The sequence below is a fragment of the Amycolatopsis sp. N2S4-7 genome (assembly GCF_058119595.1).
This window is the reverse complement of record NZ_CP172299.1, coordinates 6,523,287-6,549,362: the sequence shown is the minus strand read 5'-3', so window position 1 is coordinate 6,549,362 and position 26,076 is coordinate 6,523,287. Positions and strand designations below refer to the sequence as shown.

Genomic DNA, 26,076 nt, shown 5'->3' with positions numbered 1-26,076 from the left:
GGGGGTTCGATGAACTGGATCGTGTTCGACTACGGCGACGTGCTGAGCGAGCCGAGCCTCGCGCGCCCGGACCTCGCCGCGCTGATGGGCGCGCCGCTGCCGGAGTTCGAGAAGGCGTACTGGGACTACCGGATCCCGTACGACGCCGGCAGCACGCCGCTCGAGTACTGGCAGGCGGTCGGCGACGCGGTGGGCGTGCCGGTCGACGAAGCGCTGTCGGCCGAGCTGACCCGCATCGACGTCGAGGGCTGGGGGCACCTGGAACCGTCGTCGGCGGCGCTGCTCGAAGCGCTTTCCGAAGCCGGCGCCGCACTGGCGCTGCTCTCGAACGCGCCGTCGGTCTTCGGCGAATGGGTCCGCGCGCAGGACTGGGCGCGGCACTTCCGCGTGACGCTGTTCTCGGGCGACGTCCGGTGCGTCAAGCCGGACGCGAAGATCTTCCGGCTCCTGCTCGACGAGCTCGGCGCCGAGCCGGCCGACTGCCTGTTCTTCGACGACCGCCAGTCCAATGTGGACGGAGCGAGAGCGGTGGGGCTCAAGGCCCAGCTGTGGAACGGCGCCGACGCGGCCCGAGCCTGGCTGGACACCGATTAACCCTCACCGCACGTGCGCCTACCGCGGGTGATCTCCATGACCTAGGCTGGGCGCGTCCTCCGCCGACTTCCCCGGTAGGTGTCCATGGCGAGCGAACAACCGTCGGCCCGCGTCGACTTCGACCGGCCGAGCATCGCCCGCGTCTCCGACGCGCTGATGGGCGGGCGGGACAACTACGAGGCCGACCGCGCGGTCCTGCGGCAGCTCCTCGAGATCGCGCCCGAATCCCCGGCGATGGCGCAGGAAGTGCGGCAGTGGCTCGTCCGCGCCGTCCGCTACCTGACCGAACGGCTCGGCGTCGACCAGTTCCTCGACCTCGGCTCGGGGTTCCCGACGGTGGAGAACACCCACCAGGTGGCGCAGAAGTACAACCCGGAGGCGCACGTCGTCTACGTCGACAACGACCCGGTGGTGCAGGCGCACGGCCGGGCCTTGCTCGTCGACAACGACTTCACGCACATCTCGGGCAACGACCTGCTGCGTCCCGAAGAGACCCTCGCCGACGACACGGTGAAGCAGTTCATCGACTTCGACCGGCCCGTCGGGCTCGTGCTGTGCGCGGTCGTCCACCACATCACGGATCTCGAGCAGGCGCGGCAGGTGGTCAAGTCCTACGTCGGCGCGATGGCGCCGGGTTCGTACCTGGTCCTGCTGCACCAGCACAACCCGGGCGACGGCTCCGAGGCCGCCCGCGTCGCGGCGGCGTTGCAGGACCGGTTCGCCAGCACCGGGCTCGACACGCTCTACCGCACGCGGGCCGAGATCGCGTCGTTCTTCGACGGCCTCGAACTGCTCGATCCCGGCTTGACGGCGCCGCACCTGTGGTGGCCGGACGGGCCGCGCCTGGCGCCGCTGACGCCCGTCAACTGGACGTCACTGTGCGGCGTGGCGCGGATCCCGTAGGACGTCAGTAGCGGTTGATCCGCTTCGGGTCCTTCTTGCCGCTGATGGCGCCGTACGCGGCCGTGCCCAGGAAGATCACGCCGCCGATGATGGCGATCCACAGGACGGCCTTGAACACGAAGCCGATCACGGCGCCCAGCACCATGAACGCCACCCAAGCGACGATCAGGCCGCCGACGATCTTCCAGAACATGGCTCCTCCGATGCTTCCCCGTGGCCCCACCGGCCCGGTGACTCCCAATGTGCCACCCGTGGCGGTGAAACTCCCCTCGCCGAGCCAACGTTCAGGGATGAATCAGGGTTCCCCCTGGCCGAGCCAGGCCCCGAACCGCCGGACGCCCTCGTCGATGTCCTCGGCGCTGCCGGCGAAGGAGAACCGGACGTACTTGCCGCCGTCGACCGGGTCGAAGTCGACGCCCGGCGTGATGGCGAGCCCGGTGTCGGCGAGCAGCCGCTGGCACCAGCTCAGGCTGTCTTCGGTGTAGGCGCTGACGTCGGCGTACGCGTAGAAGGCGCCGTCCGCGGGGGCCAGCTTGTCGAGGCCGATGCGCTTCAGGCCGGCGAAGAGCCGGTCGCGGTTGGCGCGGTACCGCTCGACGTGCGCGTCGGCCTCCGCGTACGCCTCCGGCGTGAAGGCGGCGAGGGCCGCGTACTGCGACACGGCGGGCGGGCAGATGGTGAAGTTGCCGGTCAGGACGTCGACGGCGCGGTGGAGGCGCTGGGGCACGAGCATCCAGCCGAGGCGCCAGCCGGTCATCGCGAAGTACTTCGAGAAGCTGCCCAGGACGATCGGCTCGCGGCCGTACTGCCACGCGCAGTCGAGCTCGGCGCCGTAGGAGATGCCGTGGTAGATCTCGTCGCTGATCAGCTGCACGCCGTGCGACGAGCACCAGCCGGTGATGGCGGCGAGCTCCCCGGGCGGCAGCACGGTCCCGGTGGGGTTGCTGGGGCTGGCGACGATCAGCCCGTCGATCGGGCCCAGCTCGTCGAGCAGCTGCACCGTGGGCTGGAAGTTGGTGTCCGCGTTCGTGGCGAACTCGACGACCTCGCAGCCGAGGACGGAGAGCAGGTTGCGGTAGGCCGGGTAGCCCGGCCGGGCCATGGCGACCTTGGCACCGGGGTCGAAGGCGCTGAGGAAGGCCAGCAGGAAGCCGCCGGAGGAGCCGGTGGTCATGACGACGTCGTGCGCCTGGACGTCGACGTCGTACCGCTTTCGGTAGTGCCCGGCCACGGCCTCGCGCAGCTCGGGAATGCCGAGCTGCTCGGTGTAGCCGAGGGTGCTCTGCCCGAGAGCTTGCCGGGCGGCCTCGAGCACGGGCGTCGGCGCGGGCGCGGACGGCTGCCCGGCCGCGAGCGACACGAGGTCGCCGTGGCTGCGCTGCCGCGCCCCCGCCGCGGAGAGGACGTCCATGACGTGGAAGGGCGGCACGCCGGCCCGCAGCGCGGGCCCGGCGAAGGCTCCGAGGTCGACCATGCGGCCAGGCTAGTTCTAGTACCCCCGGTAGGCACCACCGTGGGCCATGGCCTTGATGCCCGGGACGTTGTCGAGGCTGCCGTACCGGTCGAAGGAGTACCGGACGCCGGCGATGATGTTGTCGACCGGGTTGTAGATGTTGTCGTGCCCGGGCAGCTTGTGGGCGTTGAACGTCGAGTCGATGCACTGCATGAGCCCCTTGGACGGGTGCCCCGCGGCCGCGTTCGAATCCCAGTTGTTGATGGCGTTGGGGTTCCCGCCCGACTCGTGCTGGATGATCGCCCAGATCTTGGGGATGTCGGCGTCGGTCACCGGGATGCCCGCGGCCTGCAGCGCCTTCATGGCTTCCTGGATCCACTGCTGGACGTTCCCCGGGGGCGGCGACGACGGCGGGCCGCCGCTCGGGCCGAGGCCGCCGCCTCCGCCACCACCACCGCCGCCTCCTCCGCCACCGCCACCGCCGTGGGAGGAGCCGTTGCTGTGGATGCCGCCGGTGCTCTTGGGCGCCGCCGCGGAGCTGGCCGGGAGCGGGACCTGGTCGTAGCCGCCCTCGATCTGCTGGGACATCAGCTTCTGCGACGCCTTGATCGCGGTGTCGGCCTGGGTCTGCAGGCCCGTCACGTCACCGTCGAAGCCCGCGGTGATGGTGTGGATGTCGGTCGCGGCCTTCGCCTTGATCTCCGCGGAGGTCGGGCTGGGCGCGGGCTTGTTCGAGTCCTCGTTGTGCGCCGCGGCCGCCTTGTCCGCCGCGTCCATTTCGTTCTGGGCCTGCTGGTTGCGGGCGTTGACCGCCTTCTCCGCGGCCAGTTGCTTGTCCTGGACGTTCTTCTTGATCTGCGCGAGGGTCGACTGCAGGTCGTCGAGGTCCTTGGCGACGTCTTCGAGGTGGGTCTGCACCTTGGTCCCGGCGTCGCGGACCTGGCGGACGTAGGTGAAGAACTGGTCGGCCGCCGGACCCGCCCACACTTTCGCGTCCAGGGAATCGGTGGACGTCTTCAGCGCCGCGTTGTGGTCGCCGGCGTTCTTGCCCGCCTCGCGGAACTGCGTGGCCGCGTCGGTGATTTTCTGCAGGTCGACCTTTTCGACCTGCTGGACCTTCTTGAGGAAAGCGTCCCAATTGTCCGGCGTTCCGGCGCCGACCCCGTTCAAGCCCACTCTCGTGCCCCCGCTCAGTTCACTTGTCGACGTGGAGGGTCAGGTCGCTCGCGCCGACCTGGTCGGTTTCGGCGATCAGCCCGGCGGCCTTGCGCATGGCGAACCCCAGCGCCTCCATGTGCTTGCCCGCGGCGTCGAACTGGCTGTGCACGCCGTCCTTGAACTTGCCGACCGCGCCGTGCGCGTCGCCCGTCTCGTCCATGCCGCCGAAGGGGCTTTCCTTCTCGTGGTCCAGGCCGGTGACCTTCTGCTTGGACTTCTCGAACTCGTCCTTCAGCTTCTCCACCTGGCCGGCCGCGATGGCCATCGAGTCCGGGTCGTAGACAGGCACGGTTCGTCATCCCCTTCGGAAAACTTGTGTCCGCCCGATCAGACGTCGCCATGACCAGGACGGTTCCCGCGCTTACTTTATGACTTCGCGCGGGTCGCGCGTACGGATCCGCGCGAACTTCCACCCGGCGGAGCTCAGGCTTCGGCCATCAGCTCGCGGATCCTCGTCGCGAGCAGGGCGTTGTCCGACGGCGTCACGGTGGCCCACTCCCGCCCTTCGCGGTCGGTTTCGACCTGGAACAGGTACCGGCCCGCGTCCGTGTCGAAGAACGCGACCACCCGGTTCGCCCGGTGGACCACCCCGTCCCGCGAAGTCCGTTCCGCGCCGAACTGGCCGCGGGCTTCCTGGCCGAGCAGCATGCCCGAGAGCTCCTGGGCCTGGAACAGCGCCACGCCCCTGTCCTCCAGCAACGTGACGAGCGCCTTCGGGTCACCCTTCGCGGCCGCGTCGGCGGACTTCAGCGTCTCGTACGGGATGCTCACCGTCTGGCCGATGCCCGGGCCGAGGTCGCCCGCCACCGAGACCGCCGCCTCCGGCAGGCCGTCGTCCGTGGCCGGGATCAGCCACACCTCGCCGTGGTCGACCACCGCCAGGACCGCCTGGCTGCGGACGCTGACCGCGCGACCGCGGATCTCGCGTTCCGCCCACACCCAGACGTCGATGCCGAACTGGGGGCGCGCCAGCAGGTGGAGCAGGTCGGCCACCTCGCCGGACACCCGGCCGTTGCGGGCCAGGCGCCGCTCGCTGAGCGACGCCCAGGCCGACTCCACGACTTCGCGCCGCTCGGTGCGGGTGGTTCCCTCGCTCGGCACGTCGATCGCGACGTGCCGCCGAGGCAGTTCGAGGGACTCCCAGAGCACGTCGAACTCGCGCGCGGACAGCACCAGCGACACGGTCAGTGCACATCCCCGCCGTGGTCACCGATCACGTCGGGCGAAACCATCCGCTGGTCGGCGAACAGGTCCTGGTCGTCGACGCCGTAGCGGCGGATGTGCTCGGCGTCCTCCTCCTGCGGTGCCGCCTCCGACAGGAACTTCGTCTCGCCGCGCTCCTGCTTCGGGCTGATCTGCTCCCGCTTCCGCAGCGCGGCGGCCTCCTCCTCGGGCAGCTCGCCGACCGGCAGCGGCCGCACCGGGCCCTTCGCCTGGCCCTTTTCCCGCCGCTGGCGTTCCTTGTCGCCGCTCAGCGCGCCACCGGCCGCGCCCGCGCCGACCGCCGCCGCGCCCGCGCCGAGCTCGCCCGGCGTCGCGCCGGGCTTCACCGCGAAGCCGCGTTCGGCCGTGTACTGGCCGGGCGCCACCGGGGCCTGCGGCATCGCGCCGACGGTGCGGCCCTTCGCCAGCAGCCCGTCCGGACCGCGGTTGGCCCCGCCCACGGAGCTGTCGATGCCGGTCGAGCCGCCGGACGTGCCCCCGCCGCCGAGCGACTTGATCGGGGCCGTCGCCGGCGACGAGCCGGGCGGCAGCGCGCCGGGCGCACCCGGCGGGACGAAGGGCTCGCCGCTGCCCCCGACCGCGAGGCCCGGGGTGAAGCGGCCGGGCTCGTGGGAGCCGCCGCGGCCCGGGCTGTTGACCCACCCGGGGGCGGGCGTCGACGTCGGCGGCTTCACGCCCGACGGCGTCGTCGACGACGACGAACTCGGCGTCGTGTGCTGCGCGGCCGGGGCGGTCACCCCCGTCTGCCGCGGCTGCTGCGCGGGCTGCGACGGCTGCTGCGCCGCGACGCCGTAGACCGGGGTCGGCGGGTCGGCGTGGACGGTGTGCGACACGGGCTGCACCACCGGCGGGTCGACGTGCACCGACCGGACCTTGTCCGAGGCCGGCTTCACGCCGCCGTCCGGCGTCACCGCGACCGCGGCACCGGCGACGTCCAGCACCCCCGGCGTGATGCCCGGGGCGGCCAGCTTCAGGGACTCGGGGTCGGACAGCGACTGCGTCGAGAGCAGGTTGGTGCCGCTCTCCTGCGCGTACTCGTTGAGCGCCTGCTGCGCCTGAGCCTTGGCGTTGTTCGCAGCCTCGACCTGCCGGGCGTGGTCGGTCTCGAAGCCGATGAGGCTCAGCAGGAGGCCGTCGGTGAGCGTGTAGCCGCCGGCGCCCTTCCGGACCGTCTCGGCGTCCGGGAGCTTGTACTTCGTCCGGTTGAAGGACTCGCCCTGCTCGAACACCATTTCCGCGGCGTGCGCGACCTTCGTCGTGGCGTCCTGGGAGAACCCCGCCTGCTCGGTGAGCACCTGGCTGGCCGCACCCCCGGCCTGGCTCTGCCACTCGACGCCGAGCTTCAGCAGCTGCGCGCGCAGCGTCTGGTCGGTGTGGGCGAGCGCGGTCGCGACGGCCTTCAGCGCGTCGACGGCGGTGCCGATGCTGCCGGTGCCGTCGCCGTTGACGATCCGCGTGATCTGGTCGGCGATCGCGGTGTTGGTCCAGCCGTCGAACCGGTGGTTCTGGATCCCGGCCGCGAGCTCGGAGAATTCCACGCGCCCTCCCTAGTTGCGTGCTTTCAGGGTCTGCAGCGCCAGGTCGGCGGCGTGCGCCGACATGTCGCACAGCTGCGGCTGCGTGAGCTTGCCGCGGGTGATGAGGAACGTCCGGATGGTCAGCGTCCGGCCCTTCGCGACGCCGACGAGGGTCGTGCAGTCGGCCGGGTCGCCGGCCGCGCGGTGGCTCGTCAGCGCCGGATAACCGCCGATGGCCTTCGGTGCGGTGGTCATGCTGTTCTTGCGCCGGGCGCCGGTGATCCACTGGTCGAGGTCCGCGGCCACCGAGCCGACCTCGTAGCCGTGGAACGGTTCCTCCCGGTCGGCGTCGAGCACGCAGACCGGGCCGTCCGCGGCGTCGGCCTGCCGGGGGGCGCTGCTGATCTTCATCGCGTCGAGCTGCACCTGCGGGAAGAGGCCGCACAGGTCGACGCCCTCCATGGGCAGGTCGGCCGGGCGCTGGGGCAGCTGGGCCGCCTTCGCGCTCTGCGACGCCGCCGTGGCGGCCGTCTCGACCGGGTACGGGGTGCCGTCGGTGCCCGCCGAACAGCCGGCGAGCGCCGCCGTCGCGAGCACGCCTCCGGTGATCCGCAACGTGTGGTTACGCACCGTGCTTGCCGCGGTCACCGAACACGGCCGCCTTCTCCTCGTCGCTGATCCGGTAGTCCTTCGCGGCGTCGCGAAGCTGCGAGACCAGGCGCTTCAGGCCCGCGACGTACTCGCGGACCTGGCCGGCGTAGGAGCGGTCGCCGTCGGCGATCAGGTGGTTCCACGCCTCGATCGACTGGGTGCTGATCACGTCCGCGGAGGGCGCGTCGACCCGCAGCTGGTCCAGCCGGGTGATGAGCTGGTCCTCGAGGGCGTTGGCCTGCTCTTCGACGATCCGGGCGACGTCGAGGACCTTGTCCGGGTGGACCAGGACGTCCGCGGCCGCCGGCGCCACCGGGACGGCCGAGGTGAGGTCGTACGAGGGTCCTGACATGCTCTCCCCTGACGTCATACGGACAGTGACCGGCCGACTCCCGTCGAGGCTACCAACGAGTGTGAACCGGTGAGCCTCAGTTTGGACGAACTTCGTCCCCCGCCGGTTCCCCCGATCCGTGAAATCAGGCGCGTTGTTTGACCGTCGGGGCGCTGACCTCGCCGTTCGCCGCCTTCAACGCGATGTCCGTGCGGTGGTGCGAGCCCGCGAGGTGGACCTTCGCCACGGTTTCGTACGCGTGCTTGCGCGCCGACTTGAGCGACTTGCCGGTGCCGACCACCGACAGGACGCGGCCGCCGGCGGACACCACGGCGCCGTCGTCGCGGCGGCGCGTGCCGGCGTGCAGCACGCCTTCGATCTCGGCGCCGGTGATGACGTCCCCGGTGCGCGGCTTGCCCGGGTAGCCGTCGGCGGCGATCACGACGGTGACCGCGGCGCCGTTCGCCCACTCCAGCGGCGGGTGCTCGGCGAGCCTGCCGGTGGCGGTGGCGTGCATCAGCCCGGCGATCGGCGTGCGCAGCAGGGCCAGCACGACCTGCGTCTCCGGGTCGCCGAAGCGGCAGTTGAACTCGATGACCTGCGGGCCATCGGAGGTCAGCGCGAGCCCGGCGTAGAGCAGGCCGGAGAACGGCGCCCCGCGGGCGACCAGCTCGTCGGCGACCGGCTGGACGACCTTCTCGACCAGCTCGTCGACCAGGTTCTCGGGCGCCCACGGCAGCGGGGCGTACGCGCCCATGCCGCCGGTGTTCGGGCCCGCGTCGTCGTCACCGACGCGCTTGAAGTCCTGCGCGGGCAGCAGCGGCACGACGGTGTGGCCGTCGACGAAGCAGAACAGCGACGCCTCCGGACCATCCAAAAAGGACTCCAGGAGGACCGGGTGGCCGCCGTCGAGGAGCATGATCGCGTGCTTGCGCGCGACGTCGATGTCCGTCGTGACGACGACACCCTTGCCGGCGGCGAGCCCGTCGTCCTTGACCACCCAGGTGGGCCCGAAGCGGGCGAGCGCGGCGTCGAGGCGGGCCGGGTTGTCGACCACCTCGCAGCGCGCGGTCGGCACGTTCGCCGCGGCCATGACGTCCTTCGCGAACGCCTTCGAGCCTTCGATGCGGGCCGCCGCGGCCGACGGGCCGAAGCAGGCGATGCCCGCCTTGCGGACGGCGTCGGCGACACCGGCGACGAGCGGGACCTCCGGCCCCACCACCACCAGGTCGGCCTGCCAGCTCTTCGCGAGCGCCGCGACCGCTTCCGGGTCGGCCGCTTCGACACCGAGCTGCTCGGCCATCGCCGCCGTCCCGGCGTTGCCGGGCGCGCAGGCGAGCGCGGTGACCGCGGGGTCGCCGGACGCCGCGAGGACGAGGGCATGCTCACGGGCGCCGGAGCCGATTACCAGTACGCGCACGCCGCACAGCGTATCCGGCCGCGTCGGCGGCGGACATTTCGCCGTCCCCGGGGGGTCCCGCGCAAGAGGAGTCCACGCGCCGTTTACCGCCGCTTTCGCCCGGATACGCACTTCGGACGCTTGCGACCGTGAGGGTTGCGCGAGTAGTCAGGGAACACCCTGTGTGAAAAGAGGTCACCAGATGAAGCGCAAACGTGTCGGTGTGCTGGCACTGGCCGGGCTGGCGTTGCTGAGCGTCACCGGAGTCGCGATCGGGTCGGCGAGCGCGGCCGCGGCGTCCTCCGAAAGCGGGGGGTCCGCCGATGCGGCCGCGCACGGACGGGGCCACGATGACCCGGTGATCGTCGGACACCGCGGTGCTCCCGGCTACCGGCCGGAGCACACCCTCGCCTCCTACGAACTCGCCTACCGGATGGGCGTGGACTACGTCGACGTCGACCTGGTGCCGACGAAGGACGGACAGCTCGTCGCGCGGCACGAGCCGGAGATCGGCGGCACGACCGACGTCGCGAAGCACCCTGAGTTCGCTTCGCGTAAGAAGACCGTCGTGCTCGACGGCGTGACGACGACCGGCTGGTTCACCCAGGACTTCACGCTGGCCGAGCTGAAGACGCTGCGCGCGGTCGAGCGGATCCCGGCGAACCGGCCGCACAACACGCTGTACAACGGCCGCTACCAGATCGCCACCTACCAGGAGGTGCTCGACCTGACCAGGCGGCTCGGCCGGGAGCTGCACCGGACCCTGGGCACCTACCCCGAGGTCAAGCACTCGACGTTCTTCCAGTCCATCGGCAACCCGACCGAGCCGAAGCTGGTGTCGATCCTCAAGCGCAACGGCCTCGACCGGCCCGACGCGACGGCGATCATCCAGTCGTTCGAGGTGTCGAACCTGATCGCGCTGCACAAGGAGGTCCGGACGCCGCTGCTGCAGCTGACGTCCGCGACCGGTGCTCCGGCGGACTTCGTCGCGAAGGGCGACAAGCGGACGTACGCGGACCTCGTGACGCCGCAGGGCCTGCGGGACATCGCGAAGTACGCGAAGTACCTCGGGCCGGAGAAGGCGCAGATCATCCCGCTGGACGCGGCCGGGAACCTGACCAAGCCGACCGCGCTCGTCGCCGACGCGCACAAGGCGGGTCTCAAGGTGCAGCCGTACACGTTCCGGAACGAGAACCCGTTCCTGCCGGCCAACCTGCGCTCGTCGGCCGAGCCGGACGCCTACGGCGACGTCTTCACCGAGGAGGCGGCGTTCCTGAAGGCGGGCGTCGACGGCTTCTTCGCCGACCAGCCGGACACCGCCCTCGAGTCGCTGCACGCGTTCCTGGGCCGGTAATCCCTTTGCCGTGACGGGCGCGCTCGTGGACGCTGGGTCCATGAGCGCGCCCCTCGACGACCTGGCCGCGAACCACGGTTTCTCCGGCGTCGTGCTCGTGACCCGCGGCGAGGAGACACTCGTCGAGCGGGCGTTCGGGTACGCGCACATCGCCTACGGCGTCGAGAACACCGTGGACACCCGGTTCGCGATCGCCAGCGGCGTCAAGGGGTTCACCGCGCTCGTCGTCGTCGGTCTCGTCGCCGAAGGACGGCTGGCGCTGGAGACCACCGCCCGCGAAGTCCTCGGGGACGACCTGCCGCTGATCGATGACCGCGTCACCGTCGAGCACCTGCTGACGCACACGTCCGGCATCGGGGACTACTGCGAGAAGGAGGCGGACCCCGCGGTCGCCACCTCGGCGGACTACCTCGCCGCGCTCGACGGGTTCCCGCAGCGGTTCCCACCCGGGACGCGGTTCCGCTACAACGACGGCGCGTTCGCAGTCCTGGCCGTGCTCTCCGAACGGATCGCGGGCATACCTTTCGCCGACCTCGTCCGGACCCGCGTGACCGAGCCCGCGGAGATGACCGACACGGCGTTCCTCCGGTCCGACGCGCTGCCCGCCCGGACGGCCACCGGCTACCTCGAAGACGGCCGCACCAACGTGTTCAGCCTGCCCGTCGTGGGTTACGGCGACGGCGGCATCTACAGCTCCGCGCCGGACTTCCGGAAGTTCTGGCCCGCGCTGCTCGACGGCCGGATCCTGCCGCGCGAGTGGGTCGACCGGGTGCTGCGCCCGCACGCGGACTCCTACGGGCTGGGCTTCTGGCTGCCGCGCCCCGGCGCGGTGCGTTCGGAGGGCGGCGACGCCGGTGTCACGTTCCGGAGCACGCACGAGCCGGCGTCCGGGCTGACCGCGACCCTGATCTCGAACAACCACCGAGGTGGCGGGCCCCTGCTGGGGTGGCTGGACGAGTATTTGACGAAGGCTTGACACCCTCGGGGACCAAGGCTACCTTCGGCGAATTCAATGGTCTGGCCGCATACCTTTCAAGAGGTGCCCGATGGATGTTTCCGACCAGCAGACCACCCCCGACCACGCTGACGACGACAGCGCGCGCCTGCACCAGCTGGGGTACGCGCAAGAGCTGAAACGGACGATGTCGGCGTTCTCCAACTTCGCCGTCTCGTTCACGATCATCTCGATCCTCTCCGGTTGCCTCACGCTCTACGGCTTCGGCATGAAGACCGGCGGACCGGCCGCCATGATCTGGGGCTGGCCACTGGTCGGGGTGTTCGTGATCCTGGTCGGCCTCGGCATGGCCGAAGTCTGCTCCAGCTACCCGACCGCGGGCGGGCTGTACTACTGGGCCGCGAAGCTGGCGCCGAACAAGTCCGGGCCCGCGTGGTCGTGGTTCACCGGCTGGTTCAACCTCATCGGGCAGATCGCCGTCACCGCGGGCATCGACTTCGGCGCGGCACTGTTCCTCAACGCGTTCCTGGACCTGCAGTTCGGCTTCGAAGCGACGCCGGGGCACACGATCCTGCTGCTCGCGATCATCCTCGTGGTGCACGGCCTGCTGAACACCTTCGGCGTCCGGATCGTCGCGATCCTCAACAACGTCAGCGTGTGGTGGCACCTCATCGGCGTGCTGGTGATCGTCGGCGTGCTGATCTTCGTGCCCGCCAAGCACCAGGACGCGTCGTTCGTCTTCGGCAGCTTCGTGAACCAGACGGGCTGGGGGTCGGCGTTCTACGTCTTCGCGCTCGGGTTGCTGGTCGCGCAGTACACGCTGACCGGCTACGACGCGTCGGCGCACATGACCGAGGAGACGAAGAGCGCGGCGACGGCGGGGCCGCGCGGCATCGTGATGTCGATCGTGGTCTCGCTCGTGGCGGGCTGGATCCTGCTGATCGGCCTGACGTTCGCGATCCAGGACTACGACGGCGCGGTCGGCTCGGCCACCGGCGTCCCGCCCGCGCAGATCTTCATCGACGCCACCGGCGCGGTCACCGGCAAGTTCCTGCTGCTGATCTGCATCGGCGCGCAGCTGTTCTGCGGCATGGCGTCGGTGACGGCGAACTCGCGGATGATCTACGCCTTCGCCCGCGACGGCGCGATCCCGGGGTCGGGCCTCTGGCACAAGATCAACAAGCGCACGCAGACGCCGACCAACGCCGTCTGGCTCGCCGCGGGCGGTGCGCTGATCCTGGCTCTGCCGTACCTGTGGAGCGCGACGGCCTACGCGGCGGTGACGTCCATCGCCGTGGTGGGGCTGTACGTGGCCTACGTGATCCCGGTGTTCCTGCGGGTCCGCCGCGGCGACTCGTTCGAGCCGGGGCCGTGGACGCTCGGCCGCTGGGGCAAGCCGATCGGCATCGTCGCGACGATCTGGGTCGTCCTGATCTTCTTCCTGTTCATGCTGCCGCAGGTGTCGCCGGTGACGGTGGACTCCTTCAACTACACGCCGGTCGCGTTCCTGGTGGTCCTCGGCGGCGCGGGGCTGTGGTGGGTGGTTTCGGCGCGGAAGTGGTTCAAGGGCCCGAAGGTCCAGGGCTCCGAAGCCGAACTCGCCGCCGTGGAGCAGGAACTGAAGGAACTCGGCTGACGCGGGTGGCGGCCCCCGCGGGGGCCGCCACCGACCGCGTCAGGTGGTGGCGGGCCGGGAGCCCGGCGTCGCCGGGGCGGCTTCCTTCGCGGGATCGCGGCGACCCGGGCGAACCACCGAGACGGCCACCGCGCCCAGTGCACCGACGCAGGCGAACGCGTAGAAGCCCCACGGGTACGCGATGCCCGCCGTCAGCAGCGCGCCGCCGAGGATCGGGCCCGAGATCGCGCCGATCCGCCCGATGCCGGCGGACCAGCCGAGGCCGGTCGCGCGGATCGCGTCCGGGTAGATCCGGCCGATGTAGGCGTACACCAGAACCTGGGCGCTGAAGACGAAGCAGCCGGTGAGGAACACCGCCGCGTACAACCCGACCGCGGGCAGCTTCACGCTCAGCAGGGCCAGGAACAGCGCGCCGGCGCAGAACCACACGATGGCCGACGGGCGGATGCCGACGCGGTCGGCGACCCGGCCCGCGACGAGCAGGCCGACGATGCCACCGACGTTCAGCGTCAGCAGCAGGCTCAGCGCGGCGCCGAGCGGGTAGCCGGCCTGGCGCATGATCTCCGGCAGCCAGGTGTTCAGCCCGTACACGAGCAGCAGGCCCATGAACGAGGTGATCCAGAACGCGATCGTCGCGCGCAGCAGGCCACCGCGGAACAGCCCGGCCACGGCGTGCCCGGCCGACCGCTCGGTCTCGTGGACCCGCTGGAACGTCTCGGACTCCGGCAGGAACTTCAGCATCAGCGGGATCAGCACGACGGCCGGGAGCGCGCCGGCGACGAACATCGCGCGCCAGCCCAGCGGCGAGATCAGCACGATGCCCAGCAGCGCGGTCAGCACCGCGCCGACGTGGTAGCCGGTCATCACGGTCGTGGTGGCGCTGCCGGCCTTGCCGTGGCGCGCGTACTCCGTGACGAGCGTGATGGCCGTCGGCAGGCAGCCGCCGAGACCGAGCCCGGCGACGAACCGCAGCAGGCCGAAGACGAACGTCGACGGCGCGAAGGCGCACAACAGCGTGCACAGCGAGAACAGCGCCACGGAGATGATCAGCGACTTCCGGCGGCCGATGACGTCGGTGACCGTGCCGATCGCCAGCCCACCCAGCATCATCCCGGCGAGCCCGACGGTCGACACGACCGACGCCGTGCCGGGCGTCAGACCCCAGACGTGGCCGCGGAGCAGCACGGGCAGCACGGTGCCGAGCACGACCAGGTCGAACCCGTCGAGCAGAACGGCGGTCCAGGCCAGGGGCACGACCCAGGAACGAGTGCCAGGGGACATGGGGGAACCTCCGGTTGTGCGTCGGTGCACGTGATCCGCACAGGTGTGCGTATTGCGCACAAGTATGCACAGCACCCCGGGCGTAAGCCAGGTCACTTCCATTCAACGGAAGCCGAGCACAAGGCTCTCACCTGCGCAAAGATCACGCGCGTGGAGACACTGACGCTGATGGGCGTGCTCGCGGGCTCGCTGGCGCTGACCGCGTTCGCCCGGCGCTACAACTTGTCGGCTCCGCTGCTGGTCGTGGTCGTCGCGCTCGGGGTCGCGCTGATCCCCGGCGTCCCGCGGCTGGAGCTCGAGCCGGAGCTGATCCTCACCGTCGTGCTGCCGCCGCTGCTCTACTCGACGTCGCTCGAGAGCTCGGTGACGCACTTCAAGACGAACCTGCGGCCGATCGTCGCGCTCGGCGTGGTGCTGGTCGCGGTGACCGCGGTGGTCGTCGCCGTCGTCGTGCACCTCCTGCTGCCGGACGTGCCGTTCGCGTCGGCGCTGGTCCTCGGCGCGGTCGTGGCGCCGCCGGACGCCGTGACGGCGGTGGCGATCGGACGCAAGCTCGGCCTGCCCCGGCGGGTGATGGCCGTGCTGACCGGGGAAAGCCTGGTCAACGACGCCGCCGCGCTGACGCTGTACAAGGTCGCGCTCGCCGCGGTCGCGGGCACCGCGGGTTCGGCCGGGCACGGGTTCGCCGTGTTCGGGGTGGCGACGGTGCTGGGCATCGCGGTCGGTCTGGTGATCGGCGCGGTCGTGGTGCTGATCCGGCGGCTGCTCGACAACCCGCTGCTGGAGTCGGCGTTCGGGATCATCGTGCCGTTCGGCGCGTACGTCACCGCCGAGCACCTGCACCCGTTCGGCGCGGAGTTCAGCGGTTCCGGCGTGCTCGCCGTCGTCGCGGCGGGGCTCTACCTGGGGGCCCGCTCGCTGTACGCGTCACCGGCGACGCGGACGCAGGACAGATCCGTGTGGGCGTCGATCGACGTCCTGCTGGAGGCTTTGGTGTTCGCGCTGATGGGGCTGCAGCTGCCGTTCGTGCTCGACGGTGCCCAGCACGCGGCCCGCGACAACGGCACGCTGGCGCTGGTCGCCGTGGTCGTGCTGCTGGTGACGATGGCGGTGCGGATCCCGGCGGTGTTCGCCTTCGCGTACCTGCCCCGCGCCCTGCGGTTGTTCGGCCGTGGGCGCGCGGCACCGTCGTGGCGGACGCTGTCGGTCCTCTCGTGGACCGGCATGCGCGGCGTGGTCACGCTCGCCGCCGCGGCCGGTGTCCCGGCCGGCGTTCCGGGCCGTGAGGAGATCCAGCTGTTCGCGTTCACGTTGGCGATCGGGACGGTGTTGGTCCAAGGACTGACGCTGCCACCGTTGATCCGGGTGCTGAAGGTGCAAGACCCTTCGGAGGCAGCACGGGACGAAGCGGAGGAACTGGCGGCGCGCGAGGTCGCGCGGAAGGCGGCTCACGAGCGGCTACGCGAGATCAGCCGCGACCGGCTGGCTTCGCTGGACCTGCCGCCCGAGAAGGTCGACCGGCTCAAGGAGCGCCTGCAACGTCTCGTGGACACGCGCTACCGATTCGCGAAGGCGGCGATCACGCTGTCGGGCGAGGAACGGTCCGGGAGCCCGCAGGCGCAGTTCGCGAAGGCCCGGCGGGAACTGCTGATAGCGCAACGGTCGGCCATGCTGGAGGAGAACCGAGCGGGCCGGCTCGACGACGAGATCCTGCGGAAGGTGCTGCGGGAACTGGACCTGGAGGAACTGTCGGTGTCGACGACCCTCACGAACCGGATGGGCTGAGCGCCTCCCAGGTCCGCAGGCGTTCCTCGGCCGAGCGGATCCCGGCCTGGGTCAGCACGACATCGGTGGCGCCGGCGTCGTAGTAGCGCTGTACTCCCCGGGCGACGAGTTCTTCGTCGCCGATCAGGGCCAGCTCCACGGGGTGGGCCACGCCTTCGGCGTCGAGGATCTTGCGGTAGGACGGGATTTCGGCGTAGAAGGCCATCTCCCGTGCGGCGAGCTCGCGCACGGCGTCGGGTTCGTTCGTGACGACGGCCGGAACGGCGGCGATGACGCGTTTGCCCGCCTTCGCCATGATCGGGACGATCCGTTCGGAAAGCGCTCTCGGCCCGGCGAGGTAGGGCAGGGTGCCGTCGGCGAGTTCCGCGGTGACGCGCAGCGCCTGCGGCCCCATGGCGGCGACGATGATCGGGATGTCGGTTCCGCCGGACACTGTGGACGGTCCGGGGGTTCTCGCGGTCACGGTCTCGCCCTCGAAGTCGACCGCTTCCCCGGCGAAGGCACTGCGCAGGACGGTGAGGTATTCACGCAGGTGGCGAACCGGCGGCGGGTAGTCGACGCCGTAGACCGGGCCGAGGAAGCCCTTCGAACCGAGCCCGATCCCGAGGGTGAACCGGCCCCCGGTGGCGGCTTGGGCGGTCTGGGCGGCGCTCGCGACGAGCAGCGGGTGGCGCGGGTAGGTGGGCACGACGGAGGTGCCGACCTCGATCCCGGGCACTTCGCGCCCGGCGAGCGCGGCGACGGTGATGGCGTCCTGGCCGAGGGGGAGCTGGGAGAACCAGACGGACTTCAAGCCGGCTCCGGCGGCCTGACGGGTTTGGGTGATGAGCTCGTCGACGAGGTTCGCCGCGGATCCCGTGTCCCCGGATGGCAGCGCGACTCCGATGGTCATGATCCCAAGCTAGCGAGCGGCGCCACCGGATTTCCGGCTTCCCACCGCGTGAGAAGCCGAGCGGACAGCCGTGAAATCGCCCACCCTGAAGCGAAATTCCGATCTTCAGGAGAGCCCATGTCGCTGACCGACGTCATCGAAGGCACCCGCAAGGCCGTCGACGCCGACCCGCACAACGCCGCCGTTTCCTTCTCCGTGGCCAATGCCCTCAAGCCCGGCACCAGGACCGAAGTGCAGGTCACCGTGCGGGACCACCGGTTCACCGTCGACGAGCCGCCCGCGCTCGGCGGGACCGACCACGCCGCGAACCCCGTCGAGTTCGCGCTCGCCGCCCTCGGGTCCTGCCAGGTGATCACCTACCAGTTCTGGGCGGCGAAGCGCGGGATTCCGCTCGACTCCGTCAAGGTCACCGTCGACGGTGATCTCGACCTGCACGGCTTCTTCGGCTTCTCCTTCAACACCCGCCCCGGTTTCGGGGACGTCCGGGTGTCCGTCGAGCTCGAAGGGCCGGCGGACCGGGAGCGCTACGAAGACCTCAAGCGCGAGGTCGACGAGCACTGCCCGGTGCTCGACCTCTTCCGCAACGAGACGCCGGTCAGCACGAAACTGACCTAAACGAACTGGTGCCGCACGATCGTCTGCTCGCGGCCCGGGCCGACGCCGATCGCCGAGATCCTCGCGCCCGACAGCTCTTCCAGGCGCTCGACGTACGCGCGGGCGTTCGCCGGGAGCTCCTCGAACGTGCGGCACGCCGAGATGTCCTCGAACCAGCCCGGGTGCTCTTCGTAGATCGGGATCGCGTGGTGAACGTCGGTCTGCGTCATCGGCATGTCCTGCGTGCGGAAGCCGTCGACCTCGTAGCCGACGCACACCGGGACCTTCTCCAGGCCGGACAGCACGTCCAGCTTCGTGAGGAAGTAGTCGGTGATGCCGTTGACGCGCACCGCGTACCGCGCGATCACCGCGTCGAACCAGCCGGTGCGGCGCGAGCGGCCCGTCGTCACGCCGAACTCGCCACCCTGCTTGCGCAGGTACTCGCCGGACTCGTCGTGCAGCTCGGTCGGGAACGGGCCGGAGCCGACGCGCGTGGTGTAGGCCTTGAGGATGCCGAGCACCGTCGTGATGCGGCCCGGCCCGATGCCGGACCCGGCGCTCGCGCCGCCGGACGTCGGGTTCGACGACGTCACGAACGGGTAGGTGCCGTGGTCGACGTCGAGCAGCGTGCCCTGTGACCCCTCCAGCAGCACCGTCTCGCCGCGCTCGAGGGCCTGGTTGAGCTGCAGGCGCGTGTCGGCGATGCGGTGCGCGAACTTCTCGCCCGCGGCCAGGACCTCGTCGGCGACCTGGTCGGCGTCGAGCGCCTTGCGGTTGTAGACCTTCACCAGCACCTGGTTCTTGAACTCCAGCGCGGCTTCGACCTTCTGGCGGAAGATCTTCTCGTCGAGCAGGTCCTGCACGCGGACGCCGACGCGGGCGATCTTGTCCTGGTAGCACGGCCCGATGCCGCGGCCGGTGGTGCCGATCTTGCGGCTGCCGAGGTACCGCTCGGTGACTTTGTCGATGGCCACGTGGTACGGCATGATCAAGTGGGCGTCGGCCGAGATCAGCAGCTTGGACGTGTCGACGTCCCGCGCTTCGAGGCCGGACAGCTCGTCGAGCAGCACGCCCGGGTCCACCACCACGCCGTTCCCGATGACGTTCGTCACGCCGGGGGTGAGGATGCCGGACGGGATGAGGTGCAGGGCGAAGTTCTCGCCGTTCGGCAGGACGACCGTGTGACCGGCGTTGTTGCCACCCTGGTAACGGACGACCCACTGGACGCGGTCACCCATCAGGTCGGTGGCCTTGCCCTTGCCTTCGTCTCCCCATTGGGCACCGATGAGCACGATGGCCGGCATGTGACACTCCAGGTGTTCGACGACGTGAGGTTTAGTGTCCCGGACGGACACCGGTGGCGCTGGTAAATGCCGGTGCATGAGCGTAACGGAGGACCCGCGGGTGCGCGGAATAGTGGTGGCCTGTGGCGACGAAGCGGCCGGCTTCGAAGAGGTCGACGACGTCGAGTCGATCCGCGTCCCGAGCCGTCCCGGCAAGGCGGAAATCGACCCCTTGCTGGGGGAACACGATCACCTGGTCGTGTCGGGTACGGACGCGGACCTCGCCGCGGTCGTGCTGCGGCTGCTCCGGAAGGACGCGATCTCCGGCGTGTCGGTCGGGTTCGTGCCGTCGTCGCCGGACTCGTCCGTCGCCGCGCTCTGGGGACTGCCGAAGACGCCGCTGCAGGCCCTCGCGCTGGCGCTGCGCGGCGAGGTCGACCCGGTGCCGCTGATCCGCGACGACGTCGGTGGCGTGCTCGTCGGGCGGGGGCTGCTCCGGCTCGTCCGCGGCGTGGCCTACGCCGACGAACAGGTGGCGCTGCGGGGGCCGGCGGCGTCGATCGAGGTGGTGCCGGACCCGGGCGGTCCCGGCATGGCCGTCCGCGTCGTGAAGGGCACGATCTTCAAGCGGCCGACGACGCTGTACTCGCGGGCGTTCCAGATCGGCTGCATCCCGACCCGGCCGGTGCGCGACGACGTCGTCTTCGAGCGTGCGGTCAACAAGTGGACCTGGTACCGGCACACCGAAGACCTCCGGCTGGTCCGCGGTGCGGTCTGACCTTCACGATCGGGTGAGCCATCGATAACGCGTCGTTCACCAACGGACAGCAACATGTCACCTATACGTGTTGCACTCGCCACTCCCGTGTATCAGGGTGAGCTGTTCCCCGCACCTGACACGGAGGCAGCAAAATGCCAACCAGGCGTGCTGTTCGTCATGCGTTCACCATTCTCGCCGCGACCGCGATCCTGTCCGGAACCCTGGCCGGCGTCGCGGACGCGACCCCGCCGGGCATCCCGACCGCGACCACCGCGAAGTCCGAGCTCGCGACCCTGACCGTCAAGGCGGACGGTTCGCTGACCGGCTACAGCCGGGACCTGTTCCCGCACTGGATCGACCAGGGCAACAGCTGCAACACCCGCGAAGTGGTGCTGAAGCGCGACGGCACGAACGTGGTGACCGACTCCAGCTGCGCGGCGACCTCCGGCAAGTGGTTCAGCCCGTACGACGGCGCGACCTGGACCGCGGCGTCCGATGTGGACATCGACCACGTCGTCCCGCTGGCCGACGCGTGGCGCACGGGCGCGTCCTCGTGGACGACGGCGCAGCGCCAGGCCTACGCGAACGACCTCACGGACCCGCAGCTGATCGCCGTGACGGACAACGTCAACCAGGAGAAGGGCGACAAGTCGCCCGACGCCTGGAAGCCGCCGCTCGTCAGCTACTGGTGCACCTACGCGAAGATGTGGGTCGCGGTGAAGTACAAGTTCAAGCTGACGATCAACTCCGCGGAGAAGACGGCGTTGACGGACATGCTCGGCCGCTGCTGATCCCGGTGCGGGGCGTGTTTCCCGGGTCGGGAAACACGCCCTGTGAACCGAAATCCGGGGCAGCTGGACGGCGCACCACCTCGACAGGGCGCCCCTCGCGGAGTTCGACGCCGAGGTGGAGACCGAACACGGCGAGGAGACGTCGACGTCGTTCGCCGTGGCGCACGTCGACGGTCCACCGATCGCCGTGACGGGCATCGACAAGCTCGCTCCAGTGCTCCGCGGGTGGACCTCGACCGCGGCCAGGGCGGGGGAAACCCGGTCACCGCCCGCGAAGGCGGCTCGCTCGGGCGGCAGTTCGCCTCGCTGGACGGGCGGCCGGTCGTCGTCACCGTCGGGAGCGGCGATGTCCAGGTCCGGGTGCGGGCGGTCACGCTGGACTGATCCAGCCCCGCAAGTCAAGGGGGAACCCTTGCGGTGCCAGGGAATGGGACCGCGGTTCGCCCCGTGGGACGGCCTCCGGCGGGTGGCTAGCGTCGCCGGTTGAAGACGCAACCACTCCCCGCTGGAGGCCGTCCGGTGTCCCCCCTTCCTCGCGCCCGCAACGCCGCGGCCCTGCTCGCCCTGCCCCTGCTGCTGACCGCCTGCTCCGCCGCGGGCACCGAACAAGCCGCGTCCGGTCCGCCGAAACCCGGCGGCACGCTGCGCCTGGGCATTTCGTCCGCGCCCGACTGCATCGACCCGCAGCAGACCGCCACGAACGCGTCCATCAACGTCGCTCGCCAGCTGGTCGACTCGCTCACCGACCAGGACCCGAAAACCGGCGAGATCAAGCCGTGGCTGGCCGAAAAGTGGGAGATCAGCGCCGATTCGACGGCGTTCACCTTCCACCTGCGGGCCGGCGCGACCTTCTCCGACGGCAGCCCGGTCGACGCCGCCGCGGTCAAGACCAGCTTCGACGGCGTCAAGGCCCTCGGCACGAAAGCCCAGCTCGGCTACGGCTACCTGGCCGCGTACAAGACGTCGACCGTGGTCGACCCGCGGACCGTGCGCCTCGAATTCTCCTCGCCCAGCGCGCAATTCCTGCAGGCCAGCTCGACCGTGTCGCTCGGCGTTCTGGCCCCCGCGGCGTTCACGAAGACGCCGGAGCAGCGCTGCCAGGGCAACGGCCTGATCGGGTCCGGGCCGTTCGTCTTCGACAGCCTCAAGCAGAACCAGGAGATCGTCCTGGCCAAGCGCACGGGGTACCGCTGGGGCTCGGCGCTGTTCAAGCACCAGGGTGAGGCCTACCTCGACAAGATCGACTACCGGATCGTCCCCGAGCCCGGCGTCCGCACCGGCAGCCTCGCCTCCGGCCAGCTCGACGCGGCCACCGACGTCCAGCCGGTCGACGAGCCGCAGTTCACCGGCAACGGCTTCGGCGAGAACATCCGGCCCAACCCCGGTGTCGTGTTCAACCTGCACGCGAACACCACCCGCGGCGTGCTCGCCGACGAGAAGGTGCGCCAGGCCGTGCTCAAGGGCGTCGACCGCGCCGAGGTCGTGAACACCGTGCTGACGCCGAGCTACCGGCCCGCCACCAGCATCCTCGGGTCGGCGACGCCGTTGCACGACGACCTTTCGCGGCAGCTCGCCTACGACCGGACGGGCGCGGTCGCGCTGCTGGAGGGCGACGGCTGGGTGCCCGGCCCCGACGGAATCCGCGTCAAGAACGGCCAGCAGCTGAGCGCCTCCGTCGTGTTCTCGCCGGTGTTCAACCAGAACCGCAGCGTGCTGGAGCTGGTGCAGCAGCAGCTGCGCAAGATCGGCTTCGACCTGCGGATCGAGCAGCACACGACGGCCGAGACCACGCAGATCCAGCTCAGCGGCAACTACGACTTCCTCTGGTACAACGTGACCCGCGCCGACCCGGACATCCTGCGCGGCCAGTTCTCGACGAAGGCCGGCAACCGCAGCAAGCTCACGCCCGGCAACCCGCTCGACGCCGCCCTCGACGCACAGTCGTCCACTGTGGACCCGGCCAAGCGCGAACCGGCCGCCGACGAGGCGCAGCAGCTGATCATCGACCACGCCTACGCGATCCCGGTGTTCGAGCTGACCCAGGTCGTCGCGCTGAGCTCGAAGGCGCACGCCGTCGACTTCGAGGCGTCGTCGCGGCTGCAGCTCTTCGACGCGTGGCTGTCGTGAGGCGCTACCTGCTCCGCCGCTTCGGGCAGGCGGTGTTCGTGCTGTGGGCGGCGTTCACGCTGTCGTTCCTGATCCTGTACCTGCTGCCGGGTGACGCCGTTTCGGCGAAGCTCGCCAGCGGCGAGGCGGGTTCCTCGGCGACGCCGGAGCAGCTCGCCGCCGCCCGCGCCGAATACGGCCTCGACTCGCCGCTGCCCGTGCAGTACCTGAAACGGCTGGTCTCGGCGCTGCACGGCGACTTCGGCCGCAGCGTCACCACCGGCGACGAGGCGACGCACATGGTCGTCACCGCGCTGCCGCCGACGCTCGCGGTGACCGGCCTGGCGCTGGTGTTCGCGGTGTTGTTCGGCGGCGGCACGGCGTTCCTCGGCACGTACACCCGGTTCCGCTGGCTGCGGCAGGCGCTGCTCTCCCTGCCGTCGCTGGCGATCTCGCTGCCGCCGTTCTGGGTGGGACTGCTGCTGATCCAGTTCTTCTCATTCCGCCTGCGGCTCCTTCCGGCGCTCGGCACGCAAGGCTTCTCCGCGGTGCTCCTGCCCGCGATCACCCTGGCCCTGCCGACCGGCGCGATCATCGGCCAAGTGCTGGCGAAGAGCCTCGCCACCCAGCAGGAGGAGCCGTACGCGGAGATCGCCGCGGCCAAGGGCGCCAGCCGCTGGCGGGTCCACTTCGGACACCTCCTGCGCAACGCCGCGGTGCCGACGCTGACCGTCGCCGGCGTGGTCGCGGGCAACCTCGTCGCGGGTTCGGTGATCACCGAGACGGTGTTCTCGCGCGACGGCGTCGGCCGGATCACCGCGGCCGCCGTCACCGCGCAGGACGTTCCCGTGGTGCAGGCGGTGATCGTGCTGGCCGCGCTGGTGTTCGTGGTGCTCAACCTGGTCGTCGACCTGCTCTACCCGCTGCTCGACCCGCGCATCGCGCGGACGCCGGAGGTGGCCCGTGGTTGACCTCGCCACCCCGGTCGTCCGCCGCCCGGGACTCGCCGTCGCGGTCGCGGTCCTGGCGTTCGTGCTGCTCGCGGCCTTCGCGCCGGCCCTGCTGACGTCGTACGACCCGATCAGCGGCGTCCCGGCCGAGCGGATGCAGGGCCCGTCGCTGACTCACTTGTTCGGCACCGACGAAACCGGCCGGGACGTCTACGCGCGCGTGGTCCACGGCGCGTCGCTCTCCCTGCGGGCCACCGCGATCGCCGTGCTCGTGGCGCTGATCGCCGGGTCGGCGCTGGGCCTGCTCGCCGGCTTCCGCGGCGGCTGGGCGGACACGGTGATCATGCGGATCGTCGACGTCTTCCTCGCCATCCCGCCGATCCTGCTGTCGCTGGCCCTGGTCACGGCGCTGGGTTTCGGCACGACGAACGCCGCGATCGCCGTCGGCATCGCGAACCTCGCGTCCTTCGCGCGGGTCATGCGCGCGGAGGTGCTCCGCGTGCGAAACGGCGTGTTCGTCGAAGCCGCGCGAGCGGGCGGAGTGCGCTGGTCCGGCGTGCTGCTGCGGCACGTCCTGCCGAACGCGGCGGGCCCGGTGCTCGCGCTGGCGACGCTCACCCTCGGCACCGCCGTGCTCGAGGTGTCGGCGCTGAGCTTCCTCGGCTTCGGCGCGACTCCGCCGACGCCCGAGTGGGGCTCACTCGTGGCCGGCGGCCGCAGTTTCCTGGCCACGGCCTGGTGGATGACGACGTTCCCGGGACTGACGGTCGCGGCGGTGGTCCTCGCCGCCAACCGGCTGTCCCGGGCTTTGGACGGAGGAGACCGATGACCCTGCTGCGGATCTCACACCTGGCGGTGTCCTACCGGACGATCCCGGCCGTCCGGGACGTCAGCCTCGACGTCGACGCGGGCGAAGTGGTCGCCGTCGTCGGGGAATCGGGCTCGGGCAAGTCGACCACGGCGCACGCGGCGATCGGCCTGCTTCCCCGCGGGGGCCGCGTCGACGGCGGCTCGATCACCTTCGACGGCCAGGACCTGACGTCGTTGAAGCCGAAGCAGTGGCGTGGCGTGCGCGGGCGCGAGATCGCGCTGGTGCCGCAGGACCCGGCGGTGTCGCTGAACCCGGTGCACCGGATCGGCGACCAGGTCGCGGAGGTGCTGAAGATCCACGGGCTCGCGGGCCGGCGATCCGCGTCCGCGCAGGCGATCGAGCTGCTGGAACGCGCGGGGGTGCCCCAGCCGGAGCTGCGGGCGCGGCAGTACCCGCACCAGCTGTCGGGCGGGCTGCGGCAGCGCGTGCTGATCGCGTCGGCACTGGCCGGGCGGCCGAAGCTGATCATCGCGGACGAGCCGACCAGCGCCCTCGACGTCACCGTGCAGCGCCGGATCCTCGACCACCTGACGTCGCTGGCTCGTGAATCGGGCACGGCGATCCTGCTGATCACGCACGATCTCGGCGTAGCGGCCGACCGGGCATCGCGGATCGTGGTGCTTTCGCGGGGATCGGTCGTCGAAGAGGGCGCCTCGGTCGTCAGCGCGCCTTCGCATCCCTACACGCGGGAGCTGCTCGCGGCCGCGCCGAGCATGACGAGCACTTCACGCCCGCCCGCGCCGACCGCCGAACCGCTGGTCTCGGTCCGCGACCTGGCCAAGACGTTCGACGGCGTCCGCGCGGTCGACGGGGTGTCCTTCGACATCCCGCGCGGCCAGACGCTGGCCCTGGTGGGCGAGTCGGGCTCGGGCAAGTCGACGACGGCGCGGATGGTGCTCCGGCTGGAGACGCCGTCGGCGGGCTCGGTGGAGTTCGACGGCCAGGACATCACCGGCTTGGGCGGGGAAGAGCTGCGCCGGCTGCGACGCCGGATGCAGATCGTCTACCAGAACCCGTACGCGTCGCTGAACCCGAAGTTCTCCGTCGAAGACGTCGTCGCGGAGCCGCTGCGGGCGTTCGGGCTGCCGCGCACGCGGGTCCCGGAGCTGCTCGACCAGGTGGCGTTGCCGCCGTCGGTGGCGCGCCGGAAGCCGGCCGAGCTGTCCGGCGGCCAGCGGCAGCGCGTCGCGATCGCGCGCGCACTGGCGCTGCGGCCGGACCTGGTGGTGTGCGACGAACCGGTGTCGGCGCTCGACGTCTCGGTGCAGGCCCAGATCCTGCGGCTGCTCGCCGAGCTGCAGGCCGGGCTGGGGCTGTCGTACCTGTTCATCTCGCACGACCTGGCGGTGGTCCGGCAGCTCGCGGACCAGGTCGGCGTCCTGCGGGACGGTTCCCTGGTGGAGCTGGGCCCGGCGGCCCAGGTGCTGAACGAGCCGCGTTCGGAGTACACGAAGGAGCTGCTCGAGGCGATCCCCGGCCGGGCGCGAGCCGCCCCGGCCGGGCCGCGCTGAGCAGTACGCTCGGGCGG

At 70.9% G+C, this 26,076-nt stretch carries 26 protein-coding genes; 14 read left to right on the top strand and 12 right to left on the bottom strand.

Translation table 11 applies throughout. The features are described 5' to 3' along the window. Nucleotides 1-9: 9 nt before the first annotated feature. Both ACH54P_RS30910 and ACH54P_RS30905 read left to right on the top strand, forming a co-directional pair. Nucleotides 10-594 carry an HAD family hydrolase gene (locus ACH54P_RS30910; RefSeq protein WP_489906842.1) on the top strand — a complete coding sequence of 195 codons (585 nt, stop codon included), beginning with the start codon at nt 10-12 and terminating at the stop codon, nt 592-594. Between the two features lie 84 nt (nt 595-678). Next, on the top strand, nt 679-1,497 hold the full coding sequence (locus ACH54P_RS30905) for an SAM-dependent methyltransferase (protein WP_489906841.1): 819 nt from the start codon (nt 679-681) through the stop codon (nt 1,495-1,497). A gap of 4 nt (nt 1,498-1,501) precedes the next feature. Here the strand turns inward: ACH54P_RS30905 and ACH54P_RS30900 are convergent, their stop codons facing one another. From ACH54P_RS30900 to purD, 9 genes are all read right to left on the bottom strand, one after another. Next, entirely contained in the window at nt 1,502-1,690 is a 189-nt protein-coding gene (locus ACH54P_RS30900) for a hypothetical protein (RefSeq protein WP_247059237.1), read from the bottom strand. Between the two features lie 102 nt (nt 1,691-1,792). Further along, nucleotides 1,793-2,971: a pyridoxal phosphate-dependent aminotransferase gene (locus tag ACH54P_RS30895; RefSeq protein ID WP_489906840.1), complete on the bottom strand. Its 1,179-nt coding sequence runs from the start codon at nt 2,969-2,971 to the stop codon at nt 1,793-1,795. A gap of 15 nt (nt 2,972-2,986) precedes the next feature. Then, nucleotides 2,987-4,126, bottom strand: coding sequence for a transglycosylase SLT domain-containing protein (locus ACH54P_RS30890; protein ID WP_489906839.1), 1,140 nt, complete (start codon nt 4,124-4,126; stop codon nt 2,987-2,989). A 19-nt stretch (nt 4,127-4,145) separates the two neighbouring features. Then, nucleotides 4,146-4,457, bottom strand: coding sequence for a hypothetical protein (locus ACH54P_RS30885; protein WP_489906838.1), 312 nt, complete (start codon nt 4,455-4,457; stop codon nt 4,146-4,148). Between the two features lie 134 nt (nt 4,458-4,591). Then, a complete protein-coding gene (locus ACH54P_RS30880; RefSeq protein WP_489906837.1) occupies nt 4,592-5,350 on the bottom strand; it encodes an ESX secretion-associated protein EspG in 759 nt (252 codons plus the stop codon). A gap of 2 nt (nt 5,351-5,352) precedes the next feature. Further along, nucleotides 5,353-6,930 (bottom strand): hypothetical protein, encoded by a 1,578-nt coding sequence (locus ACH54P_RS30875; RefSeq protein WP_489906836.1) that lies wholly within the window; start codon nt 6,928-6,930, stop codon nt 5,353-5,355. Between the two features lie 9 nt (nt 6,931-6,939). Next, a complete protein-coding gene (locus ACH54P_RS30870; RefSeq protein ID WP_489906835.1) occupies nt 6,940-7,557 on the bottom strand; it encodes a DUF3558 domain-containing protein in 618 nt (205 codons plus the stop codon). Further along, complete coding sequence (locus tag ACH54P_RS30865) at nt 7,532-7,912, bottom strand: hypothetical protein (protein ID WP_489906834.1); 381 nt, start codon at nt 7,910-7,912, stop codon at nt 7,532-7,534. Before ACH54P_RS30865 ends, ACH54P_RS30870 begins: the two co-directional genes overlap by 26 nt. Nucleotides 7,913-8,036: 124 nt before the next feature. After that, a complete protein-coding gene (purD, locus tag ACH54P_RS30860; RefSeq protein WP_489906833.1) occupies nt 8,037-9,311 on the bottom strand; it encodes a phosphoribosylamine--glycine ligase in 1,275 nt (424 codons plus the stop codon). Between the two features lie 181 nt (nt 9,312-9,492). Here purD and ACH54P_RS30855 point away from each other — a divergent pair, with 181 nt between their 5' ends. From ACH54P_RS30855 to ACH54P_RS30845, 3 genes are all read left to right on the top strand, one after another. Then, nucleotides 9,493-10,644: a glycerophosphodiester phosphodiesterase gene (locus ACH54P_RS30855; RefSeq protein ID WP_489906832.1), complete on the top strand. Its 1,152-nt coding sequence runs from the start codon at nt 9,493-9,495 to the stop codon at nt 10,642-10,644. A 40-nt stretch (nt 10,645-10,684) separates the two neighbouring features. Continuing rightward, complete coding sequence (locus tag ACH54P_RS30850; protein ID WP_489906831.1) at nt 10,685-11,620, top strand: serine hydrolase domain-containing protein; 936 nt, start codon at nt 10,685-10,687, stop codon at nt 11,618-11,620. Between the two features lie 70 nt (nt 11,621-11,690). Next, complete coding sequence (locus ACH54P_RS30845; protein WP_489906830.1) at nt 11,691-13,235, top strand: amino acid permease; 1,545 nt, start codon at nt 11,691-11,693, stop codon at nt 13,233-13,235. Between the two features lie 39 nt (nt 13,236-13,274). On the opposite strand, the gene ACH54P_RS30840 is transcribed toward ACH54P_RS30845, so the two are convergent. Beyond that, entirely contained in the window at nt 13,275-14,516 is a 1,242-nt protein-coding gene (locus ACH54P_RS30840) for an MFS transporter (RefSeq protein WP_489906829.1), read from the bottom strand. A gap of 150 nt (nt 14,517-14,666) precedes the next feature. Between ACH54P_RS30840 and ACH54P_RS30835 the strand changes: the two genes are divergently transcribed. Then, a complete protein-coding gene (locus tag ACH54P_RS30835) occupies nt 14,667-16,301 on the top strand; it encodes a cation:proton antiporter (protein ID WP_489906828.1) in 1,635 nt (544 codons plus the stop codon). Here the strand turns inward: ACH54P_RS30835 and ACH54P_RS30830 are convergent. Further along, a complete protein-coding gene (locus tag ACH54P_RS30830; RefSeq protein WP_489906827.1) occupies nt 16,282-17,193 on the bottom strand; it encodes a TIGR03564 family F420-dependent LLM class oxidoreductase in 912 nt (303 codons plus the stop codon). The genes ACH54P_RS30835 and ACH54P_RS30830 overlap by 20 nt on opposite strands. A gap of 117 nt (nt 17,194-17,310) precedes the next feature. Here ACH54P_RS30830 and ACH54P_RS30825 point away from each other — a divergent pair, with 117 nt between their 5' ends. Continuing rightward, nucleotides 17,311-17,808, top strand: coding sequence for an OsmC family protein (locus ACH54P_RS30825; RefSeq protein ID WP_489906826.1), 498 nt, complete (start codon nt 17,311-17,313; stop codon nt 17,806-17,808). On the opposite strand, the gene ACH54P_RS30820 is transcribed toward ACH54P_RS30825, so the two are convergent. Further along, nucleotides 17,805-19,091, bottom strand: a complete 1,287-nt coding sequence (locus tag ACH54P_RS30820; RefSeq protein ID WP_091304830.1) for an adenylosuccinate synthase — start codon at nt 19,089-19,091, stop codon at nt 17,805-17,807. The two genes, ACH54P_RS30825 and ACH54P_RS30820, sit on opposite strands and share 4 nt — an antisense overlap. 76 nt (nt 19,092-19,167) lie before the next feature. Here ACH54P_RS30820 and ACH54P_RS30815 point away from each other — a divergent pair, with 76 nt between their 5' ends. The 7 genes from ACH54P_RS30815 to ACH54P_RS30785 all read left to right on the top strand — a co-directional run bounded on the left by ACH54P_RS30815 (nt 19,168) and on the right by ACH54P_RS30785 (nt 26,059). Continuing rightward, nucleotides 19,168-19,848, top strand: a complete 681-nt coding sequence (locus ACH54P_RS30815; RefSeq protein WP_489906825.1) for a hypothetical protein — start codon at nt 19,168-19,170, stop codon at nt 19,846-19,848. A 134-nt stretch (nt 19,849-19,982) separates the two neighbouring features. Then, nucleotides 19,983-20,621, top strand: coding sequence for an HNH endonuclease family protein (locus ACH54P_RS30810; protein WP_489906824.1), 639 nt, complete (start codon nt 19,983-19,985; stop codon nt 20,619-20,621). Nucleotides 20,622-20,846: 225 nt separating this feature from the next. Next, a complete protein-coding gene (locus tag ACH54P_RS30805) occupies nt 20,847-21,005 on the top strand; it encodes a hypothetical protein (protein ID WP_489906823.1) in 159 nt (52 codons plus the stop codon). A gap of 135 nt (nt 21,006-21,140) precedes the next feature. Next, nucleotides 21,141-22,748, top strand: coding sequence for an ABC transporter substrate-binding protein (locus ACH54P_RS30800; protein ID WP_489906822.1), 1,608 nt, complete (start codon nt 21,141-21,143; stop codon nt 22,746-22,748). After that, nucleotides 22,745-23,698, top strand: coding sequence for an ABC transporter permease (locus ACH54P_RS30795; RefSeq protein ID WP_489916730.1), 954 nt, complete (start codon nt 22,745-22,747; stop codon nt 23,696-23,698). The genes ACH54P_RS30800 and ACH54P_RS30795 overlap by 4 nt, the downstream gene beginning before the upstream one ends. Then, nucleotides 23,691-24,506: an ABC transporter permease gene (locus ACH54P_RS30790; protein WP_489906821.1), complete on the top strand. Its 816-nt coding sequence runs from the start codon at nt 23,691-23,693 to the stop codon at nt 24,504-24,506. Before ACH54P_RS30795 ends, ACH54P_RS30790 begins: the two co-directional genes overlap by 8 nt. Then, nucleotides 24,503-26,059 carry a dipeptide ABC transporter ATP-binding protein gene (locus ACH54P_RS30785; protein WP_489906820.1) on the top strand — a complete coding sequence of 519 codons (1,557 nt, stop codon included), beginning with the start codon at nt 24,503-24,505 and terminating at the stop codon, nt 26,057-26,059. Before ACH54P_RS30790 ends, ACH54P_RS30785 begins: the two co-directional genes overlap by 4 nt. The last annotated feature ends 17 nt before the right edge of the window (nt 26,060-26,076 follow it).

Excerpts from the sequence above, each read along its gene's own strand:
- ACH54P_RS30910 (WP_489906842.1), top strand. The coding sequence starts at position 10 with ATGAACTGGATCGTGTTCGACTACGGCGACGTGCTGAGCGAGCCGAGC.
- ACH54P_RS30815 (WP_489906825.1), top strand. The coding sequence starts at position 19,168 with ATGAGCGTAACGGAGGACCCGCGGGTGCGCGGAATAGTGGTGGCCTGT.
- ACH54P_RS30820 (WP_091304830.1), bottom strand. The coding sequence starts at position 19,091 with ATGCCGGCCATCGTGCTCATCGGTGCCCAATGGGGAGACGAAGGCAAG.
- ACH54P_RS30850 (WP_489906831.1), top strand. The coding sequence starts at position 10,685 with ATGAGCGCGCCCCTCGACGACCTGGCCGCGAACCACGGTTTCTCCGGC.
- ACH54P_RS30830 (WP_489906827.1), bottom strand. The coding sequence starts at position 17,193 with ATGACCATCGGAGTCGCGCTGCCATCCGGGGACACGGGATCCGCGGCG.
- ACH54P_RS30905 (WP_489906841.1), top strand. The coding sequence starts at position 679 with ATGGCGAGCGAACAACCGTCGGCCCGCGTCGACTTCGACCGGCCGAGC.
- ACH54P_RS30855 (WP_489906832.1), top strand. The coding sequence starts at position 9,493 with ATGAAGCGCAAACGTGTCGGTGTGCTGGCACTGGCCGGGCTGGCGTTG.
- ACH54P_RS30900 (WP_247059237.1), bottom strand. The coding sequence starts at position 1,690 with ATGTTCTGGAAGATCGTCGGCGGCCTGATCGTCGCTTGGGTGGCGTTC.
- ACH54P_RS30845 (WP_489906830.1), top strand. The coding sequence starts at position 11,691 with ATGGATGTTTCCGACCAGCAGACCACCCCCGACCACGCTGACGACGAC.
- ACH54P_RS30810 (WP_489906824.1), top strand. The coding sequence starts at position 19,983 with ATGCCAACCAGGCGTGCTGTTCGTCATGCGTTCACCATTCTCGCCGCG.
- ACH54P_RS30895 (WP_489906840.1), bottom strand. The coding sequence starts at position 2,971 with ATGGTCGACCTCGGAGCCTTCGCCGGGCCCGCGCTGCGGGCCGGCGTG.
- ACH54P_RS30840 (WP_489906829.1), bottom strand. The coding sequence starts at position 14,516 with ATGTCCCCTGGCACTCGTTCCTGGGTCGTGCCCCTGGCCTGGACCGCC.
- ACH54P_RS30865 (WP_489906834.1), bottom strand. The coding sequence starts at position 7,912 with ATGTCAGGACCCTCGTACGACCTCACCTCGGCCGTCCCGGTGGCGCCG.
- ACH54P_RS30785 (WP_489906820.1), top strand. The coding sequence starts at position 24,503 with ATGACCCTGCTGCGGATCTCACACCTGGCGGTGTCCTACCGGACGATC.
- ACH54P_RS30825 (WP_489906826.1), top strand. The coding sequence starts at position 17,311 with ATGTCGCTGACCGACGTCATCGAAGGCACCCGCAAGGCCGTCGACGCC.